Source organism: Pseudomonas sp. B329 (assembly GCF_023127835.1).
GTDB lineage: Bacteria > Pseudomonadota > Gammaproteobacteria > Pseudomonadales > Pseudomonadaceae > Aquipseudomonas > Aquipseudomonas synxantha_A.
The window spans coordinates 122,288-135,285 of the sequence record NZ_SPKP01000069.1 but is presented as its reverse complement, the minus strand read 5'-3'; the positions used below and the strand labels follow the sequence as shown (position 1 = coordinate 135,285).

Below are 12,998 nucleotides of genomic sequence, written 5' to 3'. Positions count from 1 at the left end.
TGCGACAGTGTATAACCGGATTGGCTATCGACGCACGATCAGATAAACACCCACCGCCACCATGATTCCGGCTGGCCAGTGACCCAGTTGATTCAGCGGCCCGCCGATCACCAGCATCACACCGCCCACCAGGTGCGCGGCGCCGAGCAGGCGCAGGAACCAGTCGTCCTTGCGCTTGCGCCAAGGCGGCTCGGGGTCTTTGGCGTGGGGCTGGGACATGCGCTCCAGTAGATCGCGGGTCATGTTGGCCAGGTGCGGCAGTTGTTCGAACTGGCTGTGCAGGTTGCCCAACATGGTCTTCGGGCTCATCCGCTCACGCATCCAGCGCTCCAGGAACGGTTGCGCGGTGTTCCACAGATCGAGGTCCGGATACAACTGGCGGCCCAGGCCTTCGATGTTGAGCAGGGTTTTTTGCAGCAGCACCAACTGCGGTTGTACTTCCATATTGAAGCGCCGCGCAGTCTGGAACAGGCGCATCAGCACCTGACCGAAGGAAATATCTTTTAACGGTTTTTCAAAGATCGGTTCGCATACGGTACGGATCGCCGCTTCGAATTCGTTGAGCTTGGTTTCCGCCGGCACCCAACCTGAATCAATGTGCAACTGCGCCACGCGGCGGTAGTCGCGCTTGAAGAAAGCAAACAGGTTGCGCGCCAGGTAGTCCTGGTCTTCCGGGGTCAGGCTGCCGACGATGCCACAGTCGATCGCGATGTACTGCGGGCTCCACGGATTGACGGTGCTGACGAAGATGTTGCCGGGGTGCATGTCGGCGTGGAAGAAACTGTCGCGAAATACTTGGGTAAAGAAGATCTCCACCCCGCGTTCGGCGAGCATCTTCATGTCGGTGCGCTGGTCGGCGAGGGTGGCCAGGTCGGTGACCTGCACGCCGTAGATGCGCTCCATCACCAGCACTTTCGGCCGGCACCAGTCCCAATACACTTGTGGCACGTACAGCAGTTGCGAGCCTTCGAAGTTGCGTCGCAATTGGCTGGCGTTGGCCGCTTCGCGCAGCAGGTCGAGCTCGTCGTAGATGGTTTTTTCGTAGTCGGCGACCACATCCACCGGGTGCAGCAGACGCGCGTCGGCAGAAAAACGTTCGGCCGCCCGAGCCAGGATAAACAGCCACGCCAGGTCCTGGCCGATGATCGGCTTGAGGCCCGGGCGAATGACTTTTACCACCACCTCTTCGCCGGTCTTGAGCTGTGCGGCGTGGACCTGCGCGACCGAGGCCGAGGCCAGGGGCTCGACATCGAAGCGGCTGAACACCTCGCTGATCTTCTGGCCCAGTTGTTCTTCGATCAACGCCATCGACTGCTGTGAATCGAAAGGCGGCACACGGTCCTGCAACAGCATCAGTTCGTCGGCGATGTCTTCAGGCAGCAAGTCGCGGCGGGTGGAGAGGATCTGCCCGAACTTGATAAAGATCGGCCCCAGATCCTGCAACGCCAGGCGCAGGCACGCGCCTCGGCTGAGCTCCAGCTGTTTGCGCGGGAACCAGCGCCACGGCAGCACATAACGCACCGCCAGCAGGAACCAGGGCAGGGGCAGGGCAAACAGCAGGTCATCGAGGCGGTAACGGATTACGACGCGCTGGATACGAAACAAACGGCGGACGGCGAGCAGCTTCATGCGTTATCGCTTGGATCAAGGGAGCGGCTCAGGCGTTCGAAGCGGGCCTCGAGGCGTTCCAGGTCGATTTTGGCCTTGTCGAGATCACGAAAGCGCGCTTGCGCTTCCCGTTGCCCGACCAGGGTGCGCGATTCTTCGCTCAGGTATTCGGCGAGGTTCTGGTTCAGGCTGGCGAACCCTTGCTGGTACCAGCGCGAGCGGCTGCGCAGGTGCCCGCTGAGCAACTGGGTGGCGACCGGGCCGATCCAGCGCGAGAGTTCGTATTCCCAATCCAGCTCCAGGTCCTGCAGCACGGCGGCCAGATCCATCAGCACCGCACTGTCGCCTTCCAGCTCCACCTCGGGGCTGTGGAGGATGGCGGTCTTGTTGCGGCTCAGGGCCAGGTGCAACAGGCTGGAGGCCGGCGCACGCAAGGTGCAGTCGGCGTCGGCGGCCCATTGAGTGGCGAGCAGCAAGCCTTCATCGCTGGGCAGGATAAACAGCTGCACAGCGGGGCTGCGGCAGTCGACGGCAATGACTTTGCCGTTCAAGTGCGCGAGCCGTGCCAGGGCGGTGCTGTCCAGGCGCAGAACACGGTTGAGGCCATGTTCGACGCTTGCGAGAAGGCCTGCGAGCAGCATCAGGGTTTGATACCTCGGTGCAAGGCAACGATGCCGGAGGTCATGTTGTGATAGGTCACGCGGTCGAAACCGGCCTCCACCATCATTGACTTCAGGGTTTCCTGGTCGGGGTGCATGCGGATGGATTCGGCCAGGTAGCGGTAGCTCTCGGCGTCATTGGTGATCAACTTGCCCATCAGCGGCATGAAGGCGAACGAGTAAGTGTCGTAGACCTTGGACATCAGCGCGTTGGTCGGCTTGGAGAACTCCAGCACCAGCAGGCGGCCACCCGGCTTGAGGACACGCAGCATCGAGCGGATCGCGTCCTCCTTGTGAGTGACGTTGCGCAGGCCGAAGGCGATGGTCACGCAGTCGAAATGGTTGTCGGGGAACGGCAGCTTCTCAGCGTCGGCCTGGACGAACTCGATATTGCCGGCCACACCTTTGTCGAGCAGGCGATCGCGGCCGACCTTGAGCATCGAACCGTTGATATCGGCCAAAACCACCTGACCGGTGGGGCCGACCAGTTTGGAGAACTTGGCGGCCAGGTCGCCCGTGCCGCCGGCGATATCCAGTACCCGGTTGCCGGTGCGTACGCCCGACAACTCGATGGTGAAGCGCTTCCACAGACGGTGCATGCCGCCGGAAAGCACGTCATTCATCAGGTCGTACTTGGCCGCCACGGAGTGAAACACCTCAGCGACTTTTTCCGCTTTCTGGCTTTCCGGGACGTTCTTGAAACCGAAGTGAGTGGTGGGTTCGGCATCGCTGCCTTTGCGCTGATCAGTCATATCGCTGTCACCAAAAGAGAATGCGGGACATGATAATCCCCAAGGCCTACTTTGTCTTGGCAAGGCTGCAGGTAAGATAGATGCTCACCGAGGCCATTTGCCGCATGGCGGGTGTTCCGAGTCGTTATAAAGAGGAGTCATTGCAATGGCCCGTATTACCGTTGAGCGTGAACATACCCTGGGGAAAGAACAGGCGCGGGCCAAGGCTGAGCAATTGGCGCGCAAACTCGAGGATAAATATGGTGTGGAGTCTTCATGGGCCGGCGATACCCTGAAGCTGAAACGTTCCGGGGTTAAGGGCACCGTCGCGGTGGCCGATGACACGCTGCGCATCGAGGTAGAACTCGGCCTGTTGATGTCGGCCATGAGTGGCACGATCAAGTCCGAAATCGAAAAAGCCTTGGATAAGGCGTTGGCCTGACTTAGGGTGCCGATTCTAATTTTAACCCCTACTTTGTGCCCAAGCCCTCAACTCCTGCGGGCCGTCCTCCACCCTTTTTGCGTGAGGTGCACCATGGCCAAAGTTATTTTGAAGAAAAAAATCGACGTTCAAACCACCCCCCTGAGTGAGGTTAAAAGCTATGCCCGCAAGATCTGGCTGGCGGGCCTTGGTGCCTATGCAAAGGTCGGCAGCGAGGGCGGCGAATACTTCAAAGAGCTGGTCAAGAGCGGCCAACGCGTTGAAAGTAAAGGTAAAAAAGTTGTAGTTGAACAACTTGATGCCGCCAACAGTCAGATTGATCAAGTAAAGAGTAACGTCTCCGGCGTCAGGGGCTTGGTTGAAGTTCAGCTGGATAAAGTTGAAAAAGCTTTTGACACGCGTGTTGCAAGTGCCTTGAATCGAATCGGCATTGCGTCTAAACATGACGTGGAGACACTCTCTGCTAAGCTCGAAGAGCTGACGGCATTGCTCGAACGTGTCGCGCGTAAACACTAAGGAGACATCGGGATGGCTGTTAAAAAGACTACTCAGAAAGAAGGCAGCTCGTGGGTCGGGGAAGTTGAAAAATATTCCCGCAAAATCTGGCTTGCTGGTTTAGGCGTGTACTCGAAGGTTAGCAGTGACGGCGGTAAATACTTCGAGACTCTGGTCAAGGACGGCGAGAAGGCCGAGAAGTTGACCAAGAGCACAGTCGGTAAAAAAGTGGACGCGGCCAAGGCAACTGCCGGTTCGGCCAAGTCGAGCATTTCTGACACTTGGGGCAAGTTGGAAGAAACCTTCGACAAGCGCCTCAATAGTGCAATTTCGCGACTGGGCGTACCCAGCAAGGCTGAATTGAAGACGCTGCACAGCAAGGTCGATACCTTGACCAAGCAAATTGAAAAACTGACCGGCGCCAAAGCGGCTCCTGCCAAGACCGCCGCGGCCAAGCCTGCAGCAAAACCGGCTGCCAGACCTGCGGCTAAAACAGCCGCTGCAAAACCCGCCGCGAAAACTGCCGCCAAGCCTCTGGTTAAAGCCGCCGCCAAGCCGGCTGCAAAACCCGCTGCCAAAGCACCAGCCAAAGCCGCTACGAAACCTGCGGCCAAGCCCGCGGCTAAAACCGCTGCCGCCAAACCGGCCACCAAGCCTGCCGCTAAGCCAGTGGCCGCTAAAGCCGCCGCGAAACCTGCGGCTAAACCGGCTGCCAAACCTGCGGCTAAAACCGCTGCTGCCAAACCTGCTGCCAAGCCCGCTGCTGCGAAACCAGCAGCCAAGCCTGCGGCCAAACCTGCAGCGGCCAAAAAGCCTGCGGTAGCGAAAAAACCGGCAGCAGCAAAGCCTGCCGCAGCGGCCAAGCCGGCAGCGGCGCCAGCACCGGCCGCTTCTACCGCCAACTCGGTGTCCGCACCGACGCATACGGCTGCTACCCCGACTGCAACGCCGGTCACCCCGACGCCATCCAGTCAGTCCTGATTTTTCCGGGACACAAAAAAACGCCCGGTCTGCGAAGACCGGGCGTTTTTTTATGCAAGCCTAAAAAACGCTGCATTTCCAATGTGGGAGCGGGCTTGCCCGCGATGGCGGAGTGTCAGTCATACAGGCATTGGCTGATCCAACGCTATCGCGGGCAAGCCCGCTCCCACATGTTTAATCAGTGTCATCCAGATATTTCAAGGCGAACTTCTCAGTCGCCTTCCGCGCCGTCGGTAACAGATGGGGGGCCACCAGCATCATGATCTGGTACACCACCACTCGCACCTCACCCTCACGGTCCAGAATCCGTTGGTAATCCAGGGAAAACAGCAGGGTTAGGGTGATCTGTTCCACCAGCTGTCCCAGCGCCTGGGTGTCACTGACCAGTTGCCCCGCGGCTTTCAACCGCGCTAACAATGAGGCCAGGGTGCGCTTGAGCGCCGTGAGCAGGTTGCGAATGCCCTTGGCCAGCTTCGGCAGGCGCCCGGCCAGGTTCGACAGGTCCTGGAACAGGAAGCGATAGTGGGCCATGCGTTCGACAATCAGGTGCAGGAACAGCCAGTAATCCTCGGCCTCCAGTTGCGCATCGGCGGGAGGATCGAGCAATGGCGCCAACTCGCATTGAAAGCGCTCGAACAGCCCCAGCACCAACGGCTCTTTGCCGTGGAAGTGGTAGTAGAGGTTGCCGGGGCTGATCCCCATTTCATTGGCCACCTCCATGGTCGATACGTTCGGTTCGCCCTTGTGGTTGAACAACTGCAAGGCACATTCAAGGATACGGTCGCGGGTCTTCATCCAGTCTTCTTAATGTGATCGTTGAGCTCAACGCACCCGCACATAAGTGCCTGGCGCTGCTTCCATCGGTGGGTAGTTCTGGTTGCCCAGGGCGGTAAGCGTTTCGCGTTGTACCCCGGAGCGTTGTTGTACCCATTCCAGCCACTGCGGCCACCAGCTGCCTTCGACATGCCGGGCGTCGTAGTACCAGGCACGCGGGTCACTGCTCAGCTTGAGGTTCTCGACGTAGTTGGCCTTGGGGTTGCCCGGCGGGTTGAGGATGCTCTGGATATGCCCGCTGTTGGACAGCACAAAGCGCCGCTCGCCGCCCAGCAGTTGGGTGGAGCGATACACCGCGTCCCACGGTGTGATGTGGTCGTTGATCCCGGCCACGCTGAAGCTGTCCACCGTGACCTTGCGCAAGTCGATGGGCGTGCCGCACACCTCCAGGCCACCGGGATGGCTCAGGGGGTTGTGCTTGAAGAAGTCCAGCAGGTCGCCGTGCAAGGCGGCGGGCAGGCGCGTGTTGTCGTTGTTCCAGTACAGGATGTCGAAGGCCGGCGGCTCCTTGCCCAGCAGGTAATTGTTGATCCAGTAGTTCCAGATCAGGTCGTTGGGGCGCATCCAGGCAAACACCTTGGCCATGTCACGGCCGTCCAGTACGCCCTCCTGGTAGGAGCGGCGCTTGGCGGCTTCCAGGGTTTGTTCGTCAGCGAACAAGGTTGCGGGGCTGTCGATCTGGCTGTCGAGCAGGCTCACCAGGTAACTGGCGCTGGAGATGCGCCGCAGCTGGCGCTTGGCTTGCAGGTGGCCTTGCAGGGCGGCGATGGTCAGGCCACCGGCGCAGGCGCCCATCAGGTTGACCTCGCGGGCGCCGGTGATGGCCCGGCAGACATTCAGTGCCTCCTCCAACGCCGCCACGTAGGTGGACAGGCCCCATTCGCGATGCCGCACGTCCGGGTTGCGCCAACTGATCATGAAGGTTTGCAGGCCATTTTTAAGGGCATATTGCACAAAGCTGTTGGCCGGGCTGAGGTCGAAGATGTAGTACTTGTTGATTTGCGGCGGCACCACCAGCAGCGGCTTGGCGTACTGTTTTTCGCTCATGGGCTTGTACTGGATCAGCTCCAGCAGTTCGTTGCGAAACACTACCGAACCGGGCGTGGTCGCCACCGTCTTGCCGACTTCGAAGGCGTGTTTGCTGACCTGGCGGGGCAAACCGTTGTTGTGCAGCAGGTCTTCGAACAGGTTACTCACGCCGCGCACCACGCTGTTGCCGCCGGAGTTGAGCAACTCCTTGATCGCCAGCGGGTTGAGCAGGGTGTTGGAAGGGGAGACGGCGTCGTTGAGCAGGGCGAAGGCGAACTGCGCACGCGCGCGATCATCGTCACTGAGGGTGCTGTCATCGATCCACTGCCGCGTCTGTTTCTGCCAGCTCAGATAGGCTTGCAAGCTGCGCCGGTACAGCGGGTTGAGCTTCCAGGTGGGGTCGCTGAAGCGATTGTCCCTGGGGTTGGGCTCGTGCACGGTCTCACCCAGCAGCACACGGCCCAGTTGGCCGCCCAGGGCCAGGGCGTGGCGGGCGGTGTACACCGGGTTGCGCAGCCCGTGCGCGGCGACGGTGCGCAGGGTTGACAGCAGGTCGCGGCCGCGCAGGCCGGTGATCGCATTTTGTGCGTTGATGAACGCAGCGGGGGTGGGCGCCGGGTTCGTCACGGGTCTTTCTCGCATGAGCCAACACTCCTTCGTCAAGACATCAAGCAGGCACGCCAATCCAGAACCATAGTCGGTTCCTGGCAACTTGCGCGGTGGTGTGGTCCTTCACACCGCCGGTCGCGGATGTATCACTGCGCGCAAGCGCTCCTCTTCGAGAAACTTCATGATGATCGGCGCCACGGCTTCAGCCCGGGTGATCAGGAACAGGTGCCCGTCATCGATGATGTGCAACTGCGCATTGGGGATGCGCCAGGCGAGCATGCGCATGTTGACCAGCGGGATCAGCGGGTCATCGTCCCCGGCCAATACCAGGGTGGGCTGGCGGATTTTGTGCAGCCAATGAATGCTGGTCCAGCCCAGCCCGGCGAACAATTGCCAGTAGTAACCCAGCTTGCCAGCCGAGCGCACTTTGCTCGCATGTTCGGCGGCCAGGTTCGAATCGCGGCGGAACGAGCCGCCATAAATCATCGGCGCGATGCGCACCACATGGGAGGGTTGGATATAACGCCGGGGGCTGGCCATCAGCCACAGCACTTTGGGTTTGCCCGGCACCATAAAGGCCCCGGCAGCTGTGGCCGCCAGGATCAGCTTCTTGCAGCGTTCCGGGTAGTCATAGGCGAACTGCTGCGCCAGTGCCCCGCCCCAGGACACACCCACGGCGTTCACCTGGCCGTAGTCGAGGTAATCGAGCATACGCGCGGTGAGCCTGGCCAGGCCGGGGAAGCGATAGGGCCGCTTCGGCGTCGAGGAACCGCCAACGCCGGGCACATCGAACGCAATCACTTCCAGGTCCGGGTCCAGGGCCTGGACGAACGGGAACACCAGCTCAAGGTTGGCGCCGATGCCGTTGAAGATCAGCAGCGGGGTCAAGTGCGGCTTGCCCGGGCGTACCGCCGTGCGGATGGTCTGGCCATCCAGGTCGATGGTACGGAAGATGAACGGTTGCGCCATGCTCAAGCCCTGTGAAGTGTTACAGGAGGAATACAGTCAAAATGTGGGAGGGGCGGTGCGACGATTCGACTTGCTCCCGATGGCGGTGTGTCATTGAGCACACCTGACACTGATCCATCCCTATCGGGAGCAAGTCGAATCGTCGCACCGCCCCTCCCACATTTGGATCTCATTCCAATCTACCGCTCATGTACATAGGTACCCGGCGCCGCTTCGGCGGCGGCATAGGTTTTATTGCCTAATATTGTCGGGGCTTTTTTCAACTTCCCCGCCCGCTCCGCCTGCCACGCCTGCCAGTGCAGCCACCACGAATCGGTGTGCTTGGTGGCGTTCTCCTGCCACTGCAACGCACTGCCCGACAAGCCCTCGCTGGTCTGGTAGCGCGCCTTGGGGTTGCCTGGCGGGTTGAGGATGCTCTGGATGTGCCCACTGCTGGACAGCACGAACTCGACCTTGCCGCCAAACAACTGCGCCGACTTGTAGCACGACTGCCACGGCGTGATGTGGTCGTTGGTGCCGGCCAGGGAGTAGATGTCGGCAGTGACCTGCTTGAGGTCGATGGGCGTGCCGCACACTTCCAGGGCGTTGGCGCGTACCAGTGGGTTGTTCTTGAACAGTTCGATCAGGTCGCCATGGAAAGCGGCCGGCAAGCGGGTGGTGTCGTTGTTCCAGAACAGGATGTCGAACACCGGCGGTTCGTTGCCCAGCAGGTAGTTATTGACCCAGTAGTTCCAGATCAGGTCGTTGGGGCGCATCCATGCAAACACCTTGGCCATGTCGCGGCCTTCCAGCACGCCGGCCTGATAGGAATGGCGCTTGGCTGCTTCCAGGGTCTGCTCGTCGACAAACAGTGCCACCTGGGTGTCCAGGGTGGTGTCCAGCACGCTCACCAACAGGGTCAGGGCGTTGACCTTCTTCTCGCCCAGCGCCGCGTAGTGGCCCAGCAGTGCGGTGCAGGTGATGCCACCGGAGCAGGCGCCGAGCATATTCACGTCCTTGCTGCCGGTAATTGCCGTGACCACATCGACTGCTTCCTTGAGCGCCTCGATATAAGTAGAGAGCCCCCACTCGCGCTGGGCCTTGGTGGGGTTGCGCCAACTGACGATAAAGGTCTGTTGCCCATTGCGCAGGCAGAAACGCGCCAGGCTCTTTTCCGGGCACAGGTCGAATACGTAGAATTTGTTGATCTGCGGCGGCACCACCAGCAGTGGGCGCTCGTGTACCTGCTCGGTGATGGGCTTGTACTGGATCAGCTCCAGCACATCGTTGCGAAACACCACCGCACCTTCGCTGGTGCCCAGGGTCTTGCCGACCTCAAAGGCGCCCATGTTGACCTGGCTCGGCATACCGCCGTTGTGCACCATGTCCTTGGCCAGGTGGGACAAACCGTCGAGCAGGCTTTTGCCGCCGGTTTCAAAGAAGCGCTTGACCGCCGCCGGGTTGGCCGCACTGTTGGTGGGGGCCATGGCTTCGGTCATCAGGTTGATCACGAAGTGGCCACGGCTGATGTCTTGTGCCGGCAGGTTGCTGTCGTCGATCCAGTCGTGGAGTTCCTTGCGCCACGCCAGGTAAGTCTGCAAATAACGTTTGTACAGCGGGTTCTGGCTCCAGGCCGGGTCGTTGAAGCGACGGTCATCGCCTTCAGGTACCAGTTGGGATTTGCCGAACATCACATTCTTCAACTCGACGCCAAAGTGGGCGACGTGCTTGACGCTGTGCAACGGCTGCTTGATGGCTTGGGTCAGCACCATCTTGGCCGAGGCCAATAAATCCTTTTTGCGTAACGCGATGATCGGGTTCAGCCCCAGGGTGTTTTCCGAGGCCTGGCGTTTCAAGTCATCGTTATTCTTGTTACTCATCTACGACGCTCCATTGTCCGAAAGACGAGTACCGGCGATTGCTGCGCACCCAATTTCGATACACGACACCAGCCTGGTACTGCGACCCGGGTGACCGTTGATACCGCATCGTCAAATGCAGGGAACTTGCCAGCTCCATTGGTTACCCGAGTTTATTTTTTTTCGCAAGCGGGCCGATCATTGGCCACGCGACAGGGCATTCAAGCAGATGAAATTAGAAAATGCGCTCTAAAGACCAAGATGCCTGTGCTAGAGCATCAGCCGCACGACCGACTCACTCGGGTCGCGGGTTTTTCCGGCCGCTTTGAGCTCGGCCAGGTAGTCGGCCCATAGCGCGTCCTGACGTACGGCCAACTGATAGAGGTAGTCCCAAGTGAACAGTCCGCTGTCATGGCCGTCATCGAAGGTCAATTTCAGTGCGTACTGGCCGGCCGGTTCGACCTGGGTCAACCTGACATTGAGCTTGCCGAATTGCAGGATGGGCTTGCCGTGGCCCTGAACCTCGGCCGAAGGCGAGTGAACCCGCAGGAATTCGGCGGGCAGTTGGTAGGTTTCATCCGGCCCGTAAGTCAGGCCAAGGGTATTGGAGGTTTTGTGCAGGTTTACTGCAGTAGGAAACTTGACCATATGGGATGCTCCTGAATAAACCGGCTTGAAAATGTGGGAGGGGGCTTGCTCCCGATGGTGGTGTGTCAGTCAGCTCATCTGATACTGATACACCGCCATCGGGAGCAAGCCCCCTCCCACATTTGAAGCAAAGCAGTTCTGTGTGAGGCTTACAGGATATAACGAGACAAGTCTTCGTTCTGCGCCAATTCGCCCAAGTGGCTGTTGACGTAGTCAGCATCGATCTTGATCGCTTCACCATTCTGCGCACCCGCCATGTCGCCGGCACTGAACGACACTTCCTCAAGCAAGCGCTCAAGCAAGGTATGCAGGCGTCGGGCACCGATGTTCTCGGTCTTCTCGTTGACCTGCCAGGCGATTTCCGCCAAACGCTTGATACCGTCCGCCTGGAACTCGATACCCAGGCCCTCGGTTTTCAGCAACTCACGGTACTGCTCGGTGAGCGAGGCGTGGGGTTCGCTGAGGATGCGCTCGAAGTCGCCAGGGGTCAGCGCCTTGAGTTCCACGCGAATCGGCAGGCGGCCTTGCAGCTCGGGCACCAGGTCGCTTGGCTTGCTCAGGTGGAACGCACCGGAAGCGATAAACAGAATGTGGTCAGTCTTGACCATGCCCAGCTTGGTGTTGACTGTGCAGCCTTCGATCAGCGGCAACAGGTCACGCTGCACACCTTCGCGGGATACATCGACGCCACCGGAGTTGCCACGCTTGGCCACTTTGTCGATCTCATCGATAAACACGATGCCGTGCTGCTCGACCGCTTCCAGGGCCTTGGCCTTGAGTTCTTCCTCATTGACCAGGCGCCCGGCTTCTTCGTCGCGCACCAGCTTCAGCGCTTCTTTCACCTTGAGCTTGCGGCTTTTCTTCTTGCCCTTGCCCATGTTGGCGAACAGGTTCTGCAACTGGCTGGTCATTTCTTCCATGCCAGGCGGGGCAGAAATATCCACGCCGGACACTTCAGCCACTTCGATCTCGATTTCCTTGTCATCCAGCTGGCCTTCACGCAGGCGCTTGCGGAACAGCTGGCGAGTATTGGAATCCGACGACGGTGCGGCGTCTTCGTTGAAACCCATGCGGGCCGGTGGCAGCAGGGCGTCGAGGATGCGCTCTTCCGCTGCGTCTTCAGCACGGTGGCTGACCTTGGTCACTTCCTGTTCGCGCAGCATCTTCAGGGCGGCATCGGCCAGGTCACGGATGATCGACTCGACATCACGGCCCACATAGCCGACTTCGGTGAATTTGGTCGCTTCGACCTTGATGAACGGTGCATTGGCCAGTTTGGCCAGGCGCCGGGCGATCTCGGTTTTACCGACGCCGGTGGGGCCGATCATCAGGATGTTCTTGGGCGTTACTTCAACGCGCAGCTCTTCCGGCAGTTGCATCCGGCGCCAGCGGTTACGCAGCGCAATGGCAACGGCGCGCTTGGCATCGTCCTGGCCGATGATATGGCGATTGAGTTCATGGACGATTTCGCGGGGGGTCATGGACATAGTGTCTGGCGGCCTCAAGCGGGAATAAGCCTACGGCTTACTCGGCGAGGTCCTGCTCCTCAATGGTCTGGTTGTGGTTGGTGAACACGCAGATATCGCCGGCGATACCCAGAGCGGTCTCGACGATCTCACGGGCCGACAGGTCGGTTTTCTTCAGCAGCGCGCTGGCTGCCGCTTGGGCATAGCCACCGCCGGAACCCATGGCGATCAGGCCATGTTCGGGTTCAACCACGTCGCCGTTACCGGTGATGATCAGCGAAGCATCTTTGTTCGCGACAGCGAGCATGGCCTCCAGGCGGCTGAGGGAGCGGTCGGTGCGCCATTCTTTGGCAAGTTCGACAGCGGCGCGCACCAGGTGGCCCTGATGTTTCTCAAGCTGGCCTTCGAAGCGTTCGAAGAGGGTAAAGGCGTCGGCGGTAGCGCCTGCGAAACCGGCAAGTACCTGGCCGTGGTACAGGCGACGCACTTTTTTCGCGTTGCCTTTCATCACGGTGTTGCCCAGGGAAACCTGGCCGTCGCCGCCCATGACGACTTTGCCGTGGCGACGTACTGAAACGATGGTGGTCAAGGGGAGAGTCTCCACGCAGCGGGGCGAAAATGCCCTGATGAGAACTCATATGGGGGTGGCGAGGGGGATTTCAACCGTAGGACGGGTGCGCGGACGAGTG

13 protein-coding genes are annotated in these 12,998 nt (G+C 60.0%); 3 read left to right on the top strand and 10 right to left on the bottom strand.

The features are described 5' to 3' along the window. Positions 1-24 precede the first annotated feature (24 nt). Genes ubiB through ubiE form a run of 3 tightly spaced genes read right to left on the bottom strand, consistent with a single transcriptional unit; the run spans position 25 to position 3,019 of the window. On the bottom strand, positions 25-1,629 hold the full coding sequence (ubiB, locus tag E4P00_RS28605; protein ID WP_005783998.1) for a ubiquinone biosynthesis regulatory protein kinase UbiB: 1,605 nt from the start codon (positions 1,627-1,629) through the stop codon (positions 25-27). Beyond that, positions 1,626-2,249, bottom strand: a complete 624-nt coding sequence (locus E4P00_RS28600) for an SCP2 domain-containing protein (RefSeq protein WP_078820081.1) — start codon at positions 2,247-2,249, stop codon at positions 1,626-1,628. The genes ubiB and E4P00_RS28600 overlap by 4 nt, the downstream gene beginning before the upstream one ends. Next, a complete protein-coding gene (gene ubiE, locus E4P00_RS28595; RefSeq protein WP_003171186.1) occupies positions 2,249-3,019 on the bottom strand; it encodes a bifunctional demethylmenaquinone methyltransferase/2-methoxy-6-polyprenyl-1,4-benzoquinol methylase UbiE in 771 nt (256 codons plus the stop codon). The genes E4P00_RS28600 and ubiE overlap by 1 nt, the downstream gene beginning before the upstream one ends. A gap of 145 nt (positions 3,020-3,164) precedes the next feature. Between ubiE and E4P00_RS28590 the strand changes: the two genes are divergently transcribed. From E4P00_RS28590 to E4P00_RS28580, 3 genes are all read left to right on the top strand, one after another. Beyond that, positions 3,165-3,440 (top strand): polyhydroxyalkanoic acid system family protein, encoded by a 276-nt coding sequence (locus E4P00_RS28590; protein WP_032878325.1) that lies wholly within the window; start codon positions 3,165-3,167, stop codon positions 3,438-3,440. A gap of 93 nt (positions 3,441-3,533) precedes the next feature. Then, complete coding sequence (locus tag E4P00_RS28585; RefSeq protein ID WP_032878324.1) at positions 3,534-3,956, top strand: phasin family protein; 423 nt, start codon at positions 3,534-3,536, stop codon at positions 3,954-3,956. Between the two features lie 12 nt (positions 3,957-3,968). Next, positions 3,969-4,916 (top strand): phasin family protein, encoded by a 948-nt coding sequence (locus tag E4P00_RS28580; protein ID WP_248133506.1) that lies wholly within the window; start codon positions 3,969-3,971, stop codon positions 4,914-4,916. 174 nt (positions 4,917-5,090) lie between these two features. Here the strand turns inward: E4P00_RS28580 and E4P00_RS28575 are convergent, their stop codons facing one another. From E4P00_RS28575 to hslV, 7 genes are all read right to left on the bottom strand, one after another. After that, positions 5,091-5,711 (bottom strand): TetR/AcrR family transcriptional regulator, encoded by a 621-nt coding sequence (locus tag E4P00_RS28575; RefSeq protein WP_248133504.1) that lies wholly within the window; start codon positions 5,709-5,711, stop codon positions 5,091-5,093. A 27-nt stretch (positions 5,712-5,738) separates the two neighbouring features. Next, positions 5,739-7,421, bottom strand: coding sequence for a class II poly(R)-hydroxyalkanoic acid synthase (gene phaC / locus E4P00_RS28570; RefSeq protein ID WP_248133502.1), 1,683 nt, complete (start codon positions 7,419-7,421; stop codon positions 5,739-5,741). Between the two features lie 90 nt (positions 7,422-7,511). Continuing rightward, positions 7,512-8,357 carry a poly(3-hydroxyalkanoate) depolymerase gene (gene phaZ, locus E4P00_RS28565; protein WP_005784015.1) on the bottom strand — a complete coding sequence of 282 codons (846 nt, stop codon included), beginning with the start codon at positions 8,355-8,357 and terminating at the stop codon, positions 7,512-7,514. A 179-nt stretch (positions 8,358-8,536) separates the two neighbouring features. Continuing rightward, on the bottom strand, positions 8,537-10,216 hold the full coding sequence (gene phaC / locus E4P00_RS28560) for a class II poly(R)-hydroxyalkanoic acid synthase (protein WP_078820085.1): 1,680 nt from the start codon (positions 10,214-10,216) through the stop codon (positions 8,537-8,539). A 249-nt stretch (positions 10,217-10,465) separates the two neighbouring features. Continuing rightward, on the bottom strand, positions 10,466-10,843 hold the full coding sequence (locus E4P00_RS28555) for a DUF971 domain-containing protein (RefSeq protein ID WP_078820086.1): 378 nt from the start codon (positions 10,841-10,843) through the stop codon (positions 10,466-10,468). Between the two features lie 149 nt (positions 10,844-10,992). Further along, positions 10,993-12,330, bottom strand: a complete 1,338-nt coding sequence (gene hslU, locus E4P00_RS28550) for an ATP-dependent protease ATPase subunit HslU (protein WP_003171208.1) — start codon at positions 12,328-12,330, stop codon at positions 10,993-10,995. Between the two features lie 37 nt (positions 12,331-12,367). Continuing rightward, the gene (gene hslV / locus E4P00_RS28545) at positions 12,368-12,898 is read right to left on the bottom strand and encodes an ATP-dependent protease subunit HslV (protein WP_003171209.1); all 531 of its coding nucleotides are present in this window, start codon (positions 12,896-12,898) and stop codon (positions 12,368-12,370) included. Between the last annotated feature and the right edge of the window lie 100 nt (positions 12,899-12,998).

Excerpts from the sequence above, each read along its gene's own strand:
- E4P00_RS28555 (WP_078820086.1), bottom strand. The coding sequence starts at position 10,843 with ATGGTCAAGTTTCCTACTGCAGTAAACCTGCACAAAACCTCCAATACC.
- E4P00_RS28600 (WP_078820081.1), bottom strand. The coding sequence starts at position 2,249 with ATGCTGCTCGCAGGCCTTCTCGCAAGCGTCGAACATGGCCTCAACCGT.
- E4P00_RS28575 (WP_248133504.1), bottom strand. The coding sequence starts at position 5,711 with ATGAAGACCCGCGACCGTATCCTTGAATGTGCCTTGCAGTTGTTCAAC.
- phaZ (WP_005784015.1), bottom strand. The coding sequence starts at position 8,357 with ATGGCGCAACCGTTCATCTTCCGTACCATCGACCTGGATGGCCAGACC.
- phaC (WP_078820085.1), bottom strand. The coding sequence starts at position 10,216 with ATGAGTAACAAGAATAACGATGACTTGAAACGCCAGGCCTCGGAAAAC.
- hslU (WP_003171208.1), bottom strand. The coding sequence starts at position 12,330 with ATGTCCATGACCCCCCGCGAAATCGTCCATGAACTCAATCGCCATATC.
- E4P00_RS28580 (WP_248133506.1), top strand. The coding sequence starts at position 3,969 with ATGGCTGTTAAAAAGACTACTCAGAAAGAAGGCAGCTCGTGGGTCGGG.
- ubiB (WP_005783998.1), bottom strand. The coding sequence starts at position 1,629 with ATGAAGCTGCTCGCCGTCCGCCGTTTGTTTCGTATCCAGCGCGTCGTA.
- E4P00_RS28585 (WP_032878324.1), top strand. The coding sequence starts at position 3,534 with ATGGCCAAAGTTATTTTGAAGAAAAAAATCGACGTTCAAACCACCCCC.
- E4P00_RS28590 (WP_032878325.1), top strand. The coding sequence starts at position 3,165 with ATGGCCCGTATTACCGTTGAGCGTGAACATACCCTGGGGAAAGAACAG.
- ubiE (WP_003171186.1), bottom strand. The coding sequence starts at position 3,019 with ATGACTGATCAGCGCAAAGGCAGCGATGCCGAACCCACCACTCACTTC.
- phaC (WP_248133502.1), bottom strand. The coding sequence starts at position 7,421 with ATGCGAGAAAGACCCGTGACGAACCCGGCGCCCACCCCCGCTGCGTTC.